Origin of the sequence: Burkholderia cepacia, from assembly GCF_029962485.1 — a bacterium.
Lineage (GTDB): Bacteria > Pseudomonadota > Gammaproteobacteria > Burkholderiales > Burkholderiaceae > Burkholderia.
This window is the reverse complement of sequence record NZ_CP073637.1, coordinates 41,915-57,898: the sequence shown is the minus strand read 5'-3', so window position 1 is coordinate 57,898 and position 15,984 is coordinate 41,915. Positions and strand designations below refer to the sequence as shown.

18 protein-coding genes are annotated in these 15,984 nt (G+C 68.1%); 15 read left to right on the top strand and 3 right to left on the bottom strand.

What is annotated here, in order from left to right; genetic code table 11:
* A complete protein-coding gene (locus tag KEC55_RS00245; protein WP_282506278.1) occupies positions 1-1,572 on the bottom strand; it encodes an efflux transporter outer membrane subunit in 1,572 nt (523 codons plus the stop codon).
* A 269-nt stretch (positions 1,573-1,841) separates the two neighbouring features.
* Positions 1,842-2,126: a multidrug ABC transporter ATPase gene (locus tag KEC55_RS00240; protein WP_282506277.1), complete on the bottom strand. Its 285-nt coding sequence runs from the start codon at positions 2,124-2,126 to the stop codon at positions 1,842-1,844.
* Between the two features lie 175 nt (positions 2,127-2,301).
* Here KEC55_RS00240 and KEC55_RS00235 point away from each other — a divergent pair, with 175 nt between their 5' ends.
* The gene (locus KEC55_RS00235) at positions 2,302-2,787 is read left to right on the top strand and encodes a MarR family winged helix-turn-helix transcriptional regulator (RefSeq protein WP_282506276.1); all 486 of its coding nucleotides are present in this window, start codon (positions 2,302-2,304) and stop codon (positions 2,785-2,787) included.
* Between the two features lie 177 nt (positions 2,788-2,964).
* The gene (locus KEC55_RS00230; protein WP_282506275.1) at positions 2,965-4,524 is read left to right on the top strand and encodes a DHA2 family efflux MFS transporter permease subunit; all 1,560 of its coding nucleotides are present in this window, start codon (positions 2,965-2,967) and stop codon (positions 4,522-4,524) included.
* A gap of 72 nt (positions 4,525-4,596) precedes the next feature.
* On the opposite strand, the gene KEC55_RS00225 is transcribed toward KEC55_RS00230, so the two are convergent.
* Positions 4,597-5,523, bottom strand: coding sequence for a LysR family transcriptional regulator (locus tag KEC55_RS00225; RefSeq protein WP_174940291.1), 927 nt, complete (start codon positions 5,521-5,523; stop codon positions 4,597-4,599).
* Positions 5,524-5,663: 140 nt separating this feature from the next.
* Here KEC55_RS00225 and KEC55_RS00220 point away from each other — a divergent pair, with 140 nt between their 5' ends.
* The 13 genes from KEC55_RS00220 to KEC55_RS00160 all read left to right on the top strand — a co-directional run bounded on the left by KEC55_RS00220 (position 5,664) and on the right by KEC55_RS00160 (position 15,984).
* Complete coding sequence (locus tag KEC55_RS00220; RefSeq protein WP_282506274.1) at positions 5,664-6,140, top strand: CidA/LrgA family protein; 477 nt, start codon at positions 5,664-5,666, stop codon at positions 6,138-6,140.
* Positions 6,141-6,153: 13 nt separating this feature from the next.
* Positions 6,154-6,876, top strand: a complete 723-nt coding sequence (locus KEC55_RS00215) for an LrgB family protein (protein ID WP_282506273.1) — start codon at positions 6,154-6,156, stop codon at positions 6,874-6,876.
* Between the two features lie 162 nt (positions 6,877-7,038).
* Positions 7,039-7,575 carry a flagellar basal body-associated protein FliL gene (gene fliL / locus KEC55_RS00210; RefSeq protein ID WP_176049195.1) on the top strand — a complete coding sequence of 179 codons (537 nt, stop codon included), beginning with the start codon at positions 7,039-7,041 and terminating at the stop codon, positions 7,573-7,575.
* A 22-nt stretch (positions 7,576-7,597) separates the two neighbouring features.
* Positions 7,598-8,596, top strand: a complete 999-nt coding sequence (gene fliM, locus KEC55_RS00205; protein ID WP_176049197.1) for a flagellar motor switch protein FliM — start codon at positions 7,598-7,600, stop codon at positions 8,594-8,596.
* The gene (gene fliN, locus KEC55_RS00200; protein WP_176049199.1) at positions 8,589-9,080 is read left to right on the top strand and encodes a flagellar motor switch protein FliN; all 492 of its coding nucleotides are present in this window, start codon (positions 8,589-8,591) and stop codon (positions 9,078-9,080) included. Before fliM ends, fliN begins: the two co-directional genes overlap by 8 nt.
* A complete protein-coding gene (gene fliO / locus KEC55_RS00195) occupies positions 9,077-9,649 on the top strand; it encodes a flagellar biosynthetic protein FliO (protein ID WP_282506272.1) in 573 nt (190 codons plus the stop codon). Before fliN ends, fliO begins: the two co-directional genes overlap by 4 nt.
* Positions 9,650-9,685: 36 nt before the next feature.
* A complete protein-coding gene (gene fliP / locus KEC55_RS00190) occupies positions 9,686-10,447 on the top strand; it encodes a flagellar type III secretion system pore protein FliP (RefSeq protein ID WP_282506271.1) in 762 nt (253 codons plus the stop codon).
* Positions 10,448-10,466: 19 nt separating this feature from the next.
* A complete protein-coding gene (gene fliQ / locus KEC55_RS00185; RefSeq protein WP_176049214.1) occupies positions 10,467-10,739 on the top strand; it encodes a flagellar biosynthesis protein FliQ in 273 nt (90 codons plus the stop codon).
* Positions 10,740-10,768: 29 nt separating this feature from the next.
* Complete coding sequence (gene fliR / locus KEC55_RS00180) at positions 10,769-11,551, top strand: flagellar biosynthetic protein FliR (protein ID WP_282506270.1); 783 nt, start codon at positions 10,769-10,771, stop codon at positions 11,549-11,551.
* Between the two features lie 166 nt (positions 11,552-11,717).
* Positions 11,718-12,722 (top strand): ABC transporter substrate-binding protein, encoded by a 1,005-nt coding sequence (locus tag KEC55_RS00175; protein WP_176049218.1) that lies wholly within the window; start codon positions 11,718-11,720, stop codon positions 12,720-12,722.
* 112 nt (positions 12,723-12,834) lie between these two features.
* Positions 12,835-13,632 (top strand): ABC transporter ATP-binding protein, encoded by a 798-nt coding sequence (locus KEC55_RS00170; protein WP_040142661.1) that lies wholly within the window; start codon positions 12,835-12,837, stop codon positions 13,630-13,632.
* Positions 13,633-13,670: 38 nt separating this feature from the next.
* The gene (locus KEC55_RS00165; RefSeq protein WP_122944022.1) at positions 13,671-14,528 is read left to right on the top strand and encodes an ABC transporter permease; all 858 of its coding nucleotides are present in this window, start codon (positions 13,671-13,673) and stop codon (positions 14,526-14,528) included.
* Between the two features lie 88 nt (positions 14,529-14,616).
* On the top strand, positions 14,617-15,984 hold the full coding sequence (locus KEC55_RS00160) for a sensor histidine kinase (protein ID WP_282507464.1): 1,368 nt from the start codon (positions 14,617-14,619) through the stop codon (positions 15,982-15,984).

Sequence of the window (15,984 nt, the reverse complement as noted above, 5' to 3'; positions counted from 1 at the left end):
TTACTTTTGCGCGAGCGGCGTCGCGACCGACGGTGCGGTGGCTGCGGGCGCGGCCGCACCGGACGCCGGCACGGGTGCCGGCGCCGCCATGCCGCCGTTCTCGCGCGCGATGTCCGACACATCCCAGCCGCCGCCGAGCGCCTTCACGAGCCCGACCGACGATACCATCCGCTGGCCGGCGATCGTCGCGAGCTTCTGCTGCGCGGTGAACGCGGTGGTCTGCGCGGTCAGCACGTTCAGGTACGCGACCGTGCCGGCCTTGTACTGGTTCGTGACGATCGCGAGCGAGTGTTCGGCGCTGTCGACGGCCTGCCGCTGCACGTCGATTTCCTGCGCGAGGATGCGTTGCGACGCGAGGTTGTCCTCGACGTCCTGGAATGCGGTGAGCACCGCGAGACGATATGCGGCGACGTCCTGGTCGTAGGTTGCGCGCGCGGCGTCGGTCTGCGCGGCGCGCAGCCCCGCATCGAACAGCGTGGCCGCGAGCTGCGGGCCAACCGTCCAGAAACGCGCCGGCAGCGTGAACAGTTGCGACCACACCGAGCTCTGGAAGCCGCCGGTGGCCGACAGCGTCAGTGTGGGAAAGAACGCGGCGATCGCGACGCCGATCTGCTCGTTCGCGGCCGCCGCACGCCGTTCGGCCGCCGCGATGTCGGGCCGGCGCTCGAGGATCGCGGACGGCACGTCGACCGGCGTGATCGGCGGCTCGGCCGCGAGCGGGTTCGGCGGCAGCGAGAAGGTCGACGCCGGTTCGCCGATCAGCGTCGCGATCGCGTGCTCGTATTGCGCGCGCGCGACGCCGTTATCGATCTGCGCGGCCTGCGCGCTCTGCAGCTGCGTCTGCGCCTGGATCACGTCCGCGCGGGCGGCAACACCCTGCGCGTACTGGTTCTGCGTGAGCTTCAGCGACTGTTCGTACGACTTCACGGTGTCGTCGAGCAGCTTTTGCAGCGCATCGGACGTGCGCAGCTGGAAATAGGTCTGCGCGAGCAGCGCCTGCTGCGACAGCCGCGCATTCGCGAGATCGGCCGCCGCCGCCGCTTCGCCGGCGCGCTGCGCGCTGACGGTGCGGCTCACCTTGCCCCACAGATCGGGCTCCCAGCTTGCATCGAGGCCGACGCTGTAGCTGTTGTTGATCGACCCGGACGACCCGCTGCCGAAACTCGACGACGAGCCCGACGACACCGACGTGCGCGGCGTGCGGGCACGCGAGCCCGACGCGGTCAGCCCGACGGTCGGGAAATACGCGGCGCGCGCCTCGGTGACGAGCGCACGTGCCTGCCGGTAGGCGGCCGCCGACTGCGCGATGGTCTGGTTCGATGCGTTGAGTTTGCCGATCAGCGCATCGAGCTGCGGATCGTTGTAGACCGTCCACCACGCACCGCGGTCGGTGCGGTCGGCCGGTTGCGCGACTTTCCAGCCGGCCGGCGCTTCCTTGAAGGCTGCGGGGATCGACGTGTCGGGCCGGTGATAGTCGGGCCCGACGGCACAGCCGGCGAGCAGCACGGCCGTCGCGACGGCGACGGCGGCGCTCAGCGGGCGAAGGGCGCGCGGGAGGGAGGCGTACGGCATTGTGGTTTTCCTGTCTGGGCGTGACGGCCGGCGAGCGGCGTCGCGCGATGCGGTCGTCATGCCGCTGGCGGACAAATGGTAACTGACGGCGGGGAAGCTGCGCAGCCCTAAGGGTACGGTGCGCGAAGGGCGGAATGTGTTACCGGCGCGGATGGCCGGTTTACCGGCCATTACGGATCGCTTGCGGAAACGCAGGCGTGCGGCGCCGGCCACGCATGGCGCGGCGGGCGCCCGGTCGGATCAGGCGGAAAAGCGGGGGCGGTGCGGCGTCAGTGGCAGCGCACCGGCACCGGGATGGGCTCGCCGGCGGACCGCCATGTCGACGGCTCCGTGGCGGCCGGCTGGCTCGTGCGGCGTGCGCCGCCCTTCGCGTTGCGTTGCCGGCGATGATCGAACCATGCGAACCCGAGCGCCGCGAGCGAGCCGCCCGGCACGACCAGCATCGTCACGTACAGCGCGATCTTCCAGCCGCGGTGCGGCCCGGAAAACACATGATGAGCGGTATCGGTCAGGTTGCGGCGCAGCGCGCCGGCGGCATTTTTCAGGGACAGCATCGCGAACATCCTCGGGGTGCCCGGCAGCGCGGGCGAATCGGTCAGAACATCGTCTCCGGCAGTGCAACATGCACGTCGTAACTGGTTGCCTCAAATAATATTGACTAAGCAATCATTTTTCAAGATACTGGGCGCGTTTTAACCTGAAACGCACTATTGCTGCGCGCGCAATCGTATGACCGGCGGCCTTTACGATCCCGAGAACATCGCGCTGGAAACGAGCCTCGGCTATTACCTGTCGAAGGCGAAGCAGGCGCTCGTCGAGCGGATGGACCGTGCGCTCGAACCGCTCGATCTCACCGCGCAGCAGATCGGCGTGATCCTGCTGCTGTCGCGCGGCTATGCGCGCACGCCGTTCGAGCTGTCGCGCAAGATGTCGTACGACAGCGGTTCGATGACGCGGATGCTCGACCGGCTCGAACGCAAGGGGCTGATCGCACGTTCGCGCAGCGAGCAGGATCGCCGGATGATCGAGCTGTCGCTGACCGAACGCGGCACCGAAGCCGCCCGCGCGCTGCCGTCGCTGGTCGCGACCGCGCTCAACGCGCAGCTCGACGGCTTCTCGGCCGACGAACTCGCGACGCTCACCGGCCTGCTGCAACGCTTCATCGCCAACGGGCCCGGTTCGACCGGCTGCCCGAAGCCCGACGAAGACGCCTGATGTGCGCGGAGGCCCCATGTCTAGGTTAAGCATTCGCTTATTTATCTGTCTGGGCAGAAGATGACAGGACACGCGCTCCGTTTTTTCCCTTTTTCGTTCCATCCGGCCGGGCTGCGCTGCGTCGCACGTCCGTCCGTCGTGCCGGCGCGTCGTGCGCGCCGCGTCTAGGAGATTCCGATGTCCGCCACCACGGCATCCGCCGCCTCCCCCGCCGCACCTGCGCCGCTGTCCGGCGGGACGCTCGCGCTGCTCACCATCGGGCTCGCGCTCGGCACCTTCATGGAAGTGCTCGACACGTCGATCGCGAACGTCGCGGTGCCGACCATCTCGGGCAGCCTCGGCGTCGCGACCAGCGAAGGCACGTGGGTGATCTCGTCGTATTCGGTCGCGTCCGCGATCGCGGTGCCGCTCACCGGCTGGCTCGCGCGGCGGGTCGGCGAGGTGCGGTTGTTCACGCTGTCGGTGCTTGCGTTCACGGTCGCGTCGGCGCTGTGCGGCTTCGCGACCAATTTCGAGACGCTGATCGCGTTCCGGCTGCTGCAGGGCCTCGTGTCGGGGCCGATGGTGCCGCTGTCGCAGACGATCCTGATGCGCAGCTATCCGCCCGCGAAGCGCGGGCTCGCGCTCGGGCTATGGGCGATGACGGTGATCGTCGCGCCGATCTTCGGCCCGTTGCTGGGCGGCTGGATCAGCGACAACTACACGTGGCCGTGGATCTTCTATATCAATTTGCCGATCGGCATCTTCTCCGCGGCCTGCGCGTATTTCCTGCTGCGCGGGCGCGAGACGAAGACGTCGAAGCAGCGGATCGACGCGATCGGCCTTGCGCTGCTCGTGATCGGCGTGTCGTGCCTGCAGATGATGCTCGACCTCGGCAAGGACCGCGACTGGTTCAACTCGTCGTTCATCGTCGCGCTCGCGCTGATCGCGGTCGTCTCGCTCGCGTTCATGCTCGTGTGGGAGGCGACCGAGAAGGAGCCCGTGGTCGACCTGTCGCTGTTCAAGGATCGCAACTTCGCGCTCGGCGCGATGATCATCTCGTTCGGCTTCATGGCGTTCTTCGGCTCGGTCGTGATCTTCCCGCTATGGCTGCAGACGGTGATGGGCTACACGGCCGGCAAGGCCGGCCTCGCGACCGCGCCGGTCGGGCTGCTCGCGCTCGTGCTGTCGCCGCTGATCGGCCGCAACATGCACCGGCTCGACCTGCGGATGGTCGCGAGCTTCGCGTTCATCGTGTTCGCGGGCGTGTCGATCTGGAACTCGACGTTTACGCTCGATGTGCCGTTCAACCACGTGATCCTGCCGCGGCTCGTGCAGGGGATCGGCGTTGCGTGCTTCTTCGTGCCGATGACGACGATCACGCTGTCGAGCATCTCCGACGAGCGGCTCGCGAGCGCATCGGGGCTGTCGAACTTCCTGCGCACGCTGTCCGGCGCGATCGGCACCGCGGCCAGCTCGACGTTCTGGGAGAACGACGCGATCTACCACCACGCGCGGCTGTCGGAATCGGTGAGCGTGTATGCGCAGAGCACGACCGACTACCAGGGCGCGCTGTCGCAGCTTGGCATCGTCGGCCAGACGGCCAACGCTCAACTCAACCAGCTCGTCACGCAGCAGGGCTTCATGATGGCGACCAACGACTTCTTCCTGCTGTCGGCGTTCATGTTCGGCGCGCTCGCGGTGCTCGTGTGGATCACGAAGCCGAAGAAGGGGGCGGGGCCCGCGATGGGGCATTGAGCACGCGACGGGCGGCCACGACGGCCGCCCTTTTCGTTTCGCCGCCCGCTTTACCGGCCGGGCGCCCAGCGGTCACTCCCTCGCCCGCAACCCGCCGAACGCCAGATCGTCGCCGGGTGCGATGGGCAGCGTCGCCCGCGCGACGTCGAGCCACGCGCGCGCCGCGTGCGACAGGTAGCCCTTCTTCAGCCAGCCGAGCGCGATCGCCCACGTGATCTCCGGCTCGACGATCGGCCGGCATGTGAACTGGCCGGCGTCGAGCCGCCGGCAGTACGGCTCGGGCAGCAGCGCGATGCCGACGCCCGCATGCACGAGCGCGGCCATGAAATCCCAGTGGCCGCTGCGGCTCACGATCGACGGCGTGAAGCCGACCTGCCGGCACGCGTCGAGCACCGCGTCGTGCAGTGCGAGGCTTTCGGCATAGAACACGAACGATTCGCGCGCGAGATCGCCGAGCGGCACGGCCGCGTGGTCCTCCCAGCGCGACTCGCGCGGCGCGACGAGCCACAGCGGCGCGCGCACCATCGGCAGCCGCTCGAAGGTGCCGGGATCCACCGGCTCCAGCAGCCCGCCGAGTTCCAGTTCGCCCGACGTCAGCGCGGCCTCGATCATCCGCGCGCCCTGCTCGAACAGCTTCAGCTCGATGTTCGGGTAGCGCTGCTTGTACGCGGCGATGATCGGCGTGAACAGCGAGCCGCCGAGCGGCGGGATACCGATCGTCAGCTCGCCGCGGCCGAGCGTGCCGAGATCGTTCAGCTCCGACTGCAGCTGCGCCTGCGCGGCGAGCACGTCCTGGCCGCGCTGAAACACGATCCGCCCCGCATCGGTCAGCACCATCTGCCGGCCGTCGCGCAGCAGCAGCGGCGAACCGATCTCGTCCTCGAGCGCCTTCACCATCTTGCTGATGGTCGGCTGCGTCACGAACAGCTTGTCGGCGGCCGCCGTGAAGCTCTGCTGGCGAACCACCTCGACGAAGTACCGCAGCGCGCGCAATTCCATCGACATCTCCCCAAATTGGTGCGGCAATCAAAAGGTGAATTCCGAATTGGAATGACAAGGATAGAGACAAGTCATTTTATTTATGGTTAGGGGAAACCCTATACTCACTCCATCAACGCAATATCTGTATGGAGCCCGCCATGACCAAGCCGACCACCGCTGCTGCCGCCCGCCCTGCCGCCTCGGGCAACCTCGCGCATACGGGCCGGATCGTGCTGCAGGCCGCCGCGCTCGGCGCGCTGTGGATGGCCGTCGACTGGGCCGTGCGCAAGGTCGGGCTGCCGATTCCGTCCGGCGTGATCGGCCTCGCGGTGCTCCTCGTGCTGCTGTTCTCGGGCCGCGTCGCGCCCGCATGGGTGAAGGACGGCGCGAACTGGCTGCTGTCCGACATGCTGCTGTTCTTCGTGCCGGCCGCCGTCGCGGCCGTCCAGTACGGCGGGCTGTTCCGCGAGGACGGCTGGCGCATCGCGCTGGTGATGCTCGCGGGCACCGCGTTCGTGATGGTCGCGGTAGCCGTCGCGGTCGATCTCGCCGCGAAGCTCGAACGCCGGCTCGCCGTCCAGCGCGTGTTCGCCGAGCGCCGCCGCACGCGCCTGAGCGCCGTGTCCGCGCACTGAGCCGGAGCCGCCCATGCTTGCCGCGCTATCGAACCTGCCCGCCGACCGCGTGAACACCGCGATTTCCCTCGGCTGCTTCGTGCTGACGGTCGTGCTGTATTTCGCGTCGAAACGCCTCTACGCCTACAAGAAGACGCTGCTGTTCTCGCCGCTCGTGTTCGTGCCGGGCGTGCTGGTGCTGCTCGTGCTGCTGACCGGCATCCCGTATTCGGTCTACTTCCGCGACACGCGCTGGCTGATGTGGCTGCTCGGCCCGGCGACAATCGCGTTCGCGGTGCCGATCTATGAATATCGCGACCTGATTCGCCGCCACTGGCTGTCGCTGTCGGTCGGCGTCGCGGTCGGGATCGGCGCGGGCGTGTGCGGATCGCTGCTGCTCGCGAAGCTGCTGCACCTGTCGCCCGAGCTGCAGCGCTCGCTGATGACGCGCTCGGTGTCGACGCCGTTCGCGCTCGCGGTGTCGGACAAGATCCACGCACCGAGGGACCTCACGGCGCTGTTCGTGATCGCGACCGGCATCTGCGGGATGCTGCTCGGCGAGCTCGTGCTCGCCCTCGTGCCGATGCGCACGCGGCTCGCGCGCGGCGCGCTGTTCGGCGCGGCCGCCCACGGCGTGGGCACCGCGAAGGCGCGCGAGATCGGCAGCGAGGAAGGCGTCGTGTCGAGCCTGACGATGATGATCGCGGGCGTCGCGATGGTGCTGATCGCGCCGCTGCTGACGCTGCTGCCGATCTGACACCCCCGCGCCGGGCGGCCAACGCCCGCCCGGCATGCCGCACCGCCGCGTCCTGCCGGCCCCGATTCCCTGCATCCGGCCGACACCCGGCCGACAATCGGCTGAGATAGCCGCAAATCCCCCCTCTTTTCCGCCCATCGGGCTCGGCCCGGATGCCGAACAATGCATGCTACGAGACATCACGCACGCATTCACATGGCCTCCACGACCGCAAACCCGACCGCCGACAAGCCGGCTTCGTCCGGCAAGTTCAAGCGCATCGCACTCATCGCCATCGTCGCGCTGGGCGCGGCCGCCGCCGCAGCCGGCGGCATGTACGTGTTCCTGAGCAAGGCAGGCGTCGGCCATGCGAGCGCGCCCGCCGAGCCGCCGCCGCTGGCCGCGCCGGTGTTCTTCCCGCTCGACCCGCTCACGGTGAACCTGCAGTCGGACGACGGCGCGCAGCACTACCTGCGCGTCGGCCTGTCGCTGAAGCTCACCGACCCGAAGGCACAGGAGCAACTGACCGCGCGGATGCCGGAGATCCGCAGCCGGATCCTGCTCGCGTTGTCGAACAAGCATCCCGAGGAACTCGCGACGCCGGACGGCAAACGTTCGCTCGCGAAGGAACTGCGGGACCTGATCGAGCAGCCGACCCAGCCGGGCAACCAGCGCGCGAAGGTCGACGACGTGCTGTTCACCGAGTTCGTCGTCCAGTAACGCGGCCGAGAAAGGAGCGCGTATGGGTCACCAGGAGTTCATGTCCCAGGAGGAGGTCGATGCCCTCCTCAAGGGCGTCACGGGCGAAACCGATGCAGTCGACGAGCAGCGCGACACATCGGGCGTCCGCCCCTACAACATCGCGACGCAGGAGCGGATCGTCCGCGGCCGGATGCCCGGCCTCGAGATCATCAACGACCGCTTCGCGCGCCTTTTGCGGATCGGCATCTTCAACTTCATGCGGCGTACGGCGGAAATCTCCGTCAGCCAGGTGAAGGTGCAGAAGTACAGCGAGTTCACCCGCAACCTGCCGATCCCGACGAACCTGAACCTGGTGCACGTGAAGCCGCTGCGCGGCACGTCGCTGTTCGTGTTCGACCCGAATCTCGTGTTCTTCGTCGTCGACAACCTGTTCGGCGGCGACGGGCGCTTTCACACGCGCGTCGAGGGCCGCGATTTCACGGCCACCGAGCAGCGGATCATCGGCAAGCTGCTGAACCTCGTGTTCGAGCACTACACGGCCGCATGGAAGAGCGTGCGGCCGCTGCAGTTCGAATTCGTGCGCTCGGAGATGCACACGCAGTTCGCGAACGTCGCGACGCCGAACGAGATCGTGATCGTCACGCAGTTCTCGATCGAGTTCGGACCGACGGGCGGCACGCTGCACATCTGCATGCCGTACTCGATGATCGAGCCGATCCGCGACGTGCTCAGTTCGCCGATCCAGGGCGAGGCGCTCGAAGTCGACCGCCGCTGGGTGCGCGTGCTGTCGCAGCAGGTGCAGGCCGCCGAGGTCGAGCTGAGCGCGAATCTCGCCGAGATCTCGTCGACCTTCGAGAAGATCCTGAACCTGCGCGCGGGCGACGTGCTGCCGCTGGAGATCGAGGACACGATCACCGCGAAGGTCGACGGCGTGCCAGTGATGGAATGCGGCTACGGAATTTTCAATGGTCAATATGCGTTGCGCGTGCAGAAGATGATCAGCGCGGGCGATGCGATGAAGGAAGGTGGATATGAGTGAGCTGAACCAGACGCCCGACGACGACATCCAGGCGATGGCCGACGCGGCCCTCGCGGCTTCGGCGGCCGACGCGCAGGCGGCACCGGCCGCGGCGGAAGAAGATCCGGGCATGGACGACTGGGCGGCCGCGCTTGCCGAGCAGAACCAGCAGCCGGTGCAGGCGGGCGCGACGGGCGCCGGCGTGTTCCAGCCGCTGTCGAAGGCCGCGGCGAGCTCGACGCACAACGACATCGAGATGATCCTCGACATCCCGGTCAAGATGACCGTGGAGCTTGGCCGCACGAAGATCGCGATCCGCAACCTGCTGCAGCTCGCGCAGGGTTCGGTCGTCGAGCTCGACGGCCTCGCCGGCGAGCCGATGGACGTGCTCGTGAACGGCTGCCTGATCGCGCAGGGCGAGGTCGTGGTCGTCAACGACAAGTTCGGCATCCGCCTGACCGACATCATCACGCCGGCCGAACGGATCCGGAAGCTGAACCGATGAATGTCGTGCAGCCCGGCCGCCGTACGTACCACGCGATCGCCGCGACGGCGCTGGCCGTCGTCGCATCGCTCGCATGCGCGCCGGCCGGTGCCGCCGACATGAACGCGGTGAACAACGCCGGAGCGATCGCGTCGAGCGTGATGGTCGGCTCGGCCGCGCCGTCGCTCGGCATCGGCGCGGTGCTGCAAACGCTCGTCGGGCTCGCGGTCGTGATCGGCCTCGTGTTCGCGTGCGCGTGGCTCGCGCGCCGCTTCGGTTTCCAGCCCGCGCGGCGCGGCGGCCCGCTGAAGGTCGTGTCGAGCGTCGCGGTCGGCACGAAGGAAAGCGCGACGATCGTCGAGATCGGCGACACCTGGCTCGTGCTCGGCGTCGCGCCGGGCAACGTGCGCCTGCTGCATACGCTGCCGGCCGGCTCGGCGGCGGCCCCTGCAACGGTGTCGGCTTCGGCCGACGCGCCCGCCGGCGGCACCCCGTCCGACGGCAGCCTGCCCGGCACGTTCGGCTCGCGGTTTCGCGACGCGCTCGCGGGCGAAGCCGCGAAGCGCCTCGGTCGTGGCAAGGACCGCTGACATGGCGCCGCGCCCTCTTTCCGTCTCCGCATTCCGATGAAACACGCATTCCTGCATCGCGCGGCGCGCGTCGCGCCCGTGCTGATCCTCTGCCTCGCTCCCGCGTTCGCGTACGCGCAGGCGAACGGCCTGCCCGCGTTCAACACGAGCCCGGGGCCGCACGGCGGCACCACCTATTCGCTGAGCGTGCAGACGATGCTGCTGCTCACGATGCTGTCGTTCCTGCCGGCGATGATGCTGATGATGACGAGCTTCACGCGCATCATCATCGTGCTGTCGCTGCTGCGCCAGGCGCTCGGCACCGCGACGACGCCGCCGAACCAGGTGCTCGTCGGCCTCGCGATGTTCCTCACCTTCTTCGTGATGTCGCCGGTGCTCGACCGTGCGTACAACGACGGCTACAAGCCATTCTCCGACGGCTCGATGCCGATGGAGCAGGCCGTGCAGCGCGGTCTCGCGCCGTTCAAGACCTTCATGCTGAAGCAGACCCGCGAGACCGATCTCGCGCTGTTCGCGAAGATCTCGAAGGCCGCGCCGATGCAGGGCCCCGAGGACGTGCCGCTGTCGCTGCTGGTGCCCGCGTTCGTCACGAGCGAGCTGAAGACCGGCTTCCAGATCGGCTTCACGGTCTTCATCCCGTTCCTGATCATCGACATGGTCGTCGCGAGCGTGCTGATGTCGATGGGGATGATGATGGTGTCGCCGTCCACCGTGTCGCTGCCGTTCAAGCTGATGTTGTTCGTGCTGGTCGACGGCTGGCAGCTGCTGATCGGCTCGCTCGCACAGAGCTTCACGTAAGCAGCGGAGGATTCGCGCGATGACGCCCGAACAAGTGATGACCCTCGCGCACCAGGCGATGATGATCGGCCTGCTGCTCGCGGCCCCGCTGCTGCTGGTCGCGCTCGCGGTCGGCCTCGTCGTGAGCCTGTTCCAGGCCGCGACGCAGATCAACGAATCGACGCTGTCGTTCATCCCGAAGCTGCTCGCGGTCGCCGCGACGCTCGTGATCGCCGGCCCGTGGATGTTGACGACGATGCTCGACTACCTGCGGCAAACGCTGCTGCACGTCGCGACGCTCGGCGTCGGCTGAGCCGCGCGCACGCGCACGATCGGGCAGGCATGTTCTCGGTAACCTACGCGCAGCTCAACGGCTGGCTCACCGCCTTCCTGTGGCCGTTCGTGCGGATGCTCGCGCTCGTCGCGACGGCGCCCGTCGTCGGCCACGCGTCGGTGCCGGTGCGCGTGAAGATCGCCATCGCCGCGTTCATGGCGCTGGTCGTCGCGCCGACGCTCGGCGCGATGCCGGACGTCACCGTGTTCTCCGCGCAGGGCATCTGGATCGTCGTCACGCAGTTCCTGATCGGCATCGCGATGGGCTTCACGATGCAGCTCGTGTTCGCGGCCGTCGAGGCCGCCGGCGACTTCATCGGGCTGTCGATGGGGCTCGGTTTCGCGACCTTCTTCGATCCGCATTCGAACGGGGCGACACCGGTGCTCGGCCGCTTCCTGAACGCGATCGCGATGCTCGCGTTCCTCGCGGTGGACGGCCACCTGCAGGTGTTCGCGGCGCTCGCCGCGTCGTTCCAGTCGCTGCCGGTATCGGCCGACCTGCTGCATGCGCCCGGCTGGCGCACGCTTGCCGCGTTCGGCTCGACCGTGTTCGAGATGGGGCTGCTGCTCGCGCTGCCGGTCGTCGCGGCGCTGCTGATCGCGAACCTCGCGCTCGGCATCCTGAACCGCGCGGCGCCGCAGATCGGCGTGTTCCAGGTCGGCTTCCCCGTCACGATGCTCGTCGGGATGTTGCTCGTGCAACTGATGCTCCCGAACCTCGTGCCGTTCGTGTCGCACCTGTTCGACATGGGGCTCGACACGATGGGGCGGGTGCTGACCGGCTGGCGCTGAGCGGATCCTGCCCCCGTTGCCGGCCTGTTCAGGCCCCCCGTTGCTGGAAAACCCCTAAAGGAATCGCCCGCCCGCGAAAGGTAGCGGAAGGTTTCGCCTCCCTATACTCGTCGTGACGATGCAGCACGCATCGCGCCACACGAATACAACGAACGGAGACGACCCGATGCGACCCATCCTGCGCACCCTCGCCGTGGCAGCCAGCCTGAGCTGCGCGCTTGCCGCTCACCCCGCTTTCGCCGACGACGGCGGCAAGATCACGATCATGGTCGGCGGGATCGCGAAGCTGATCTACCTGCCCGCGCGGCTCACGCAGGAACTCGGCTACTTCAAGGCCGAAGGGCTCGACGTCGAGCTGCTGTCGCAGCCGGCCGGCGTCGACGCCGAGAACGAGCTGCTCGCGGGCGCCGTGCAGGGTGTCGTCGGCTTCTACGACCACACGATCGACCTGCAGAGCAAGGGCAAGGACGTCAAGGCGATCGCCGTGTTCGGCCAGGTGCCGGGCGAAGTCGAGATGGTATCGACCAAGGCCGCCCCGACGTTCAAGTCGATGGCCGACGCGAAGGGCAAGACGCTCGGCGTGACGGGCCTCGGCTCGTCGACGAGCTTCCTCACGCAATACCTCGCGCTCGCGCACGGCGTGCCGTCGACGCAGTACACGATGCTGCCGGTCGGCGCCGACGCGAGCTTCATCGCCGCGATCAAGCAGGGCCGTATCGACGCCGGCATGACGACCGAACCGACGGTGTCCGCGCTCGAGAAGATGGGCGACGCGAAGGTGCTGGTCGACATGCGCACCGTCGAGGGCACGCGCGCCGCGCTCGGCGGTACCTACCCGGCCGCGAGCCTGTACGTGCAGTCGGCCTGGGCCGATTCGCACAAGGCCGAAGCGACCAAGCTCGCGCACGCGTTCGCGAAGACGATGCAGTTCATCCATACGCACAGTGCCGACGAGATCGCCGCGAAGATGCCGGCCGACTACCAGAAGGACAAGGCGCTGTACGTGTCCGCGCTGAAGGCGTCGCTGCCGATGTATACGGCCGACGGCAAGATGCCGGCCGACGGCCCGGCGACCGTGCTGAAGGTGCTGTCGGCGTTCAACCCGTCGGTGAAGGGCAAGCACATCGACCTCGCGCGCACCTTCACGAACGATTTCGTGAACGCGAAGTAAGCAACGGCGCCGGCGGCGGCGATCCCGCCGCCGTGCGTTCCCCGTTCCGGTCCGGCTGGCCGGCCCGGCGTCGCCACGATGCGATGCCCTCTTCACCCGCAGGATCCATGCGATGAACCAGGCAGTCTCCCCGAGCACACCGGCGATCGAGTTTCGCAACGTGTCGTGCCGCTTCATTTCGCCGGAAGGCAAGGCTACCGTCGCGCTGCGCGACTTCAGCATGAGCGTCGCGCGCGGCGAGTTCATCGCGATCGTCGGGCCGACCGGCTGCGGCAAGTCGACGACGCTGAACCTCATCACCGGGCTGCTCAAGCCCGTGTCGGGCGAAGTCCGCGTGATGGGCCGCCCGGTCGACGGGATCGATCCGCGCATCGGCTTCGTGTTCCAGGCCGACGCCGTATTCCCGTGGCGCAACGTGATCGACAACGTCGCGGCGGGCCCGCTGTTTCGCGGCCGCTCGAAGGACGTCGCGTATGCGCAGGCCGAGGAATGGATCCGCAAGGTCGGCCTCGACAAATTCACGAAGCACTACCCGCACCAGCTCTCCGGCGGGATGAGGAAGCGTGTCGCGCTCGCGCAGACCTTCATCAACCAGCCGGAAATCCTGCTGATGGACGAGCCGTTCTCCGCGCTCGACATGCAGACGCGCACGCTGATGCAGGACGAGCTGCTGCAGCTCTGGTCCGCGAACAAGGGCTCGGTCGTGTTCGTCACGCACGATCTCGAAGAGGCGATCGCGCTCGCCGACCGCGTGTTCGTGCTGACCGCGCGCCCCGCGACGCTCAAGCGCGTGTACGAGATCGACCTGCCGCGCCCGCGCGTCACGTCGGAGATCCGCTACGACGCGCGCTTCATCGAAATTTCCAAGGACATCTGGCACGACCTGCGCGAAGAAGTGCAGATCGGCTGACGCATACGCCGCACGGCAAGGACAGCAAGGACAGGAGCATGACCGACATGACGCTTCCCCCCACCGCCATTCCGGCGACGACGCTCGAGGACGACGAGCGCGCCGCACAACGCCGGCTGCGACGCCGGCGCAACCTGATCGTCACGCTGCGGATCGCCGTGCTCGTCATCGTGCTCGGCGGATGGGAACTCGCCGCACGGCTCAAGTGGATCGATCCGTTCTTCTTCTCGATGCCCTCGCTGATCTTCGAACAGATCCAGGACTGGTTCGTGAACGGCACGTCGCAGGGCCCGCTGCTCACGCAGGTGTGGGTCACGCTCGAGGAAACCGGGATCGGCTTCGTGATCGGCTCGGTCGCCGGCGTGATCTGCGGGATCGTGCTCGGCCGCAACAAGCTGATGGCCGACGTGTTCGGCCTGTACATCCAGATCGCGAACTCGATTCCGCGCGTCGTGCTCGGCTCGATCTTCGTGATCGCGCTCGGCCTCGGGATGGCGTCGAAGATCGCGCTGGCCGTCGTGATGGTGTTCTTCGTCGTGTTCGGCAACGCGTTCCAGGGTGTGCGCGAAGCCGACCGCTACCTGATCGCGAACGCACAGATCCTCGGCGCGTCGCGCCGGCAGATCACCACGGCCGTCGTGATCCCGTCCGCGCTGAGCTGGATTCTCGCCAGCCTGCACGTGAGCTTCGGCTTCGCGCTGGTCGGTGCGGTCGTCGGCGAATTCCTGGGTTCCAAGCAGGGCATCGGGCTGCTAATCTCCACCGCCCAGGGCGCGTTCAACGCGAGCGGCGTGTTCGCGGCGATGATCGTGCTGGCCGTGGTCGCGCTGGCCGCCGACTACCTGCTGACCTGGCTCGAGAAGCGGCTGCTGAAGTGGCGACCCGCGGCGTTCTGAACGCCACCGGCGGACGCCTGACATGACACTTCCGACCGCGCCGGCGACCCCGGCGCGGTTCGGCATTTCGGAGAAGGAGCGCAACAGGATGGCGCACAGCCTGCGCGGACGGCTGCTGTGGTGGCTGCTGCTGCCGCTCGCGGTGTTCGTGCTGATCGCGGGCGCGATGTCGTACGACACCGCGCGGACCACGGCCGGGCTCGTGCAGGACAGCGCGCTCGTCGCGTCCGCACGCACGATCGGCGAGGACATCGAATGGCGCAACGGCCTGCCGGTCGCCGACGTGCCGCCGGCCGCGCTGGAGATCTTCGAGTCGCCGTCGGGCGATTCGGTGTTCTACAAGGTGATCGACAGCCACGCCCGCCTGCTTGCCGGCAATCCGGCGCTCGACCTGCCCGCGCGGCACGGCATCGAGCCGACGCTGTACGACACGTCGCTCGACAGCGTGCCGCTGCGCGCGGTGGCCTACGACCGCCAGCTGTACGACGAGGGCCAGGTCGAAACCGTCACGGTGGTCGTCGCGAAGACGACGCGCTCACATGGCGCGATGGTCGCGACGATCTGGCGGCCGCAGCTCGTGCGCCTGTCGCTGATGCTGGTGCTCGCGGTGGTGCTCGTCTATCTCGGCCTGACGCTGGAGCTGCGCCCGCTGATGAAGCTGAAGGACGACGTCGCCGACCGCGGGCCGATGGAACTCGAGCCGATCCGCCCGGAGCGGCTGCAGCACGAACTGCGGCCGATCGTCGATGCGATCAACCAGTGCATCGCGCGGCTCAACACGCACACGGCCACGCAGCGCCGTTTCATTGCGGACGCCGCACACCAGTTGCGCACGCCGATCGCGGTGCTCGATACGCAGATCCAGTACGCGCAGCGGCGCGGGCACGACGATCCGGAACTCGCGACGGTACTCGACAGCATGCAGCGCAGCAGCCGCAAGATGGCCGACGTGACCGACAAGCTGCTGCTGCTCGCGCATGCGGAGGCGACGCCGTCGACGCTGCTGACTCATCGCGTCGATCTCGCGGCCGTGGTGTCGAGCGTGCTGGAGGAAACGATCGTGCTCGCGCAGCGGCGCGACATCGATCTCGGCGCCGATCTCGGCGAGCGGCTCGACGTCGCGGGCAGCGACAGCCTGCTGACCGCGCTGGTGATGAACCTCGTCGACAACGCGGTGCGCTACACGCAGCCGGGCGGCTGCGTGACCGTATGCGCACGGCGCGACGGCGACACGATCGTGCTCGACGTGGTCGACAACGGGCCCGGCATCCCGGCCGAAGCGCGACCGCACGTGTTCAAGCGGTTCTACCGCGTGTCGGCCGACACCGAAGGCTCGGGCCTCGGGCTGGCGATCGTCCGCGAGATCGCGCAGGCGCACGGCGGCAGCGCGTCGCTCGCGCCGGGGCCCGGCAATCGCGGTATCGTCGTGACCGTACGGCTGCCCGCCTACGATTGA

Excerpts from the sequence above, each read along its gene's own strand:
- fliP (WP_282506271.1), top strand. The coding sequence starts at position 9,686 with ATGAAACACGCATTCCTGCATCGCGCGGCGCGCGTCGCGCCCGTGCTG.
- fliL (WP_176049195.1), top strand. The coding sequence starts at position 7,039 with ATGCATGCTACGAGACATCACGCACGCATTCACATGGCCTCCACGACC.
- KEC55_RS00245 (WP_282506278.1), bottom strand. The coding sequence starts at position 1,572 with ATGCCGTACGCCTCCCTCCCGCGCGCCCTTCGCCCGCTGAGCGCCGCC.
- KEC55_RS00160 (WP_282507464.1), top strand. The coding sequence starts at position 14,617 with ATGGCGCACAGCCTGCGCGGACGGCTGCTGTGGTGGCTGCTGCTGCCG.
- fliO (WP_282506272.1), top strand. The coding sequence starts at position 9,077 with ATGAATGTCGTGCAGCCCGGCCGCCGTACGTACCACGCGATCGCCGCG.
- fliR (WP_282506270.1), top strand. The coding sequence starts at position 10,769 with ATGTTCTCGGTAACCTACGCGCAGCTCAACGGCTGGCTCACCGCCTTC.
- KEC55_RS00170 (WP_040142661.1), top strand. The coding sequence starts at position 12,835 with ATGAACCAGGCAGTCTCCCCGAGCACACCGGCGATCGAGTTTCGCAAC.
- KEC55_RS00235 (WP_282506276.1), top strand. The coding sequence starts at position 2,302 with ATGACCGGCGGCCTTTACGATCCCGAGAACATCGCGCTGGAAACGAGC.
- KEC55_RS00240 (WP_282506277.1), bottom strand. The coding sequence starts at position 2,126 with ATGCTGTCCCTGAAAAATGCCGCCGGCGCGCTGCGCCGCAACCTGACC.
- KEC55_RS00165 (WP_122944022.1), top strand. The coding sequence starts at position 13,671 with ATGACCGACATGACGCTTCCCCCCACCGCCATTCCGGCGACGACGCTC.
- KEC55_RS00230 (WP_282506275.1), top strand. The coding sequence starts at position 2,965 with ATGTCCGCCACCACGGCATCCGCCGCCTCCCCCGCCGCACCTGCGCCG.
- KEC55_RS00175 (WP_176049218.1), top strand. The coding sequence starts at position 11,718 with ATGCGACCCATCCTGCGCACCCTCGCCGTGGCAGCCAGCCTGAGCTGC.
- KEC55_RS00225 (WP_174940291.1), bottom strand. The coding sequence starts at position 5,523 with ATGGAATTGCGCGCGCTGCGGTACTTCGTCGAGGTGGTTCGCCAGCAG.
- fliM (WP_176049197.1), top strand. The coding sequence starts at position 7,598 with ATGGGTCACCAGGAGTTCATGTCCCAGGAGGAGGTCGATGCCCTCCTC.
- fliN (WP_176049199.1), top strand. The coding sequence starts at position 8,589 with ATGAGTGAGCTGAACCAGACGCCCGACGACGACATCCAGGCGATGGCC.
- KEC55_RS00220 (WP_282506274.1), top strand. The coding sequence starts at position 5,664 with ATGACCAAGCCGACCACCGCTGCTGCCGCCCGCCCTGCCGCCTCGGGC.
- KEC55_RS00215 (WP_282506273.1), top strand. The coding sequence starts at position 6,154 with ATGCTTGCCGCGCTATCGAACCTGCCCGCCGACCGCGTGAACACCGCG.
- fliQ (WP_176049214.1), top strand. The coding sequence starts at position 10,467 with ATGACGCCCGAACAAGTGATGACCCTCGCGCACCAGGCGATGATGATC.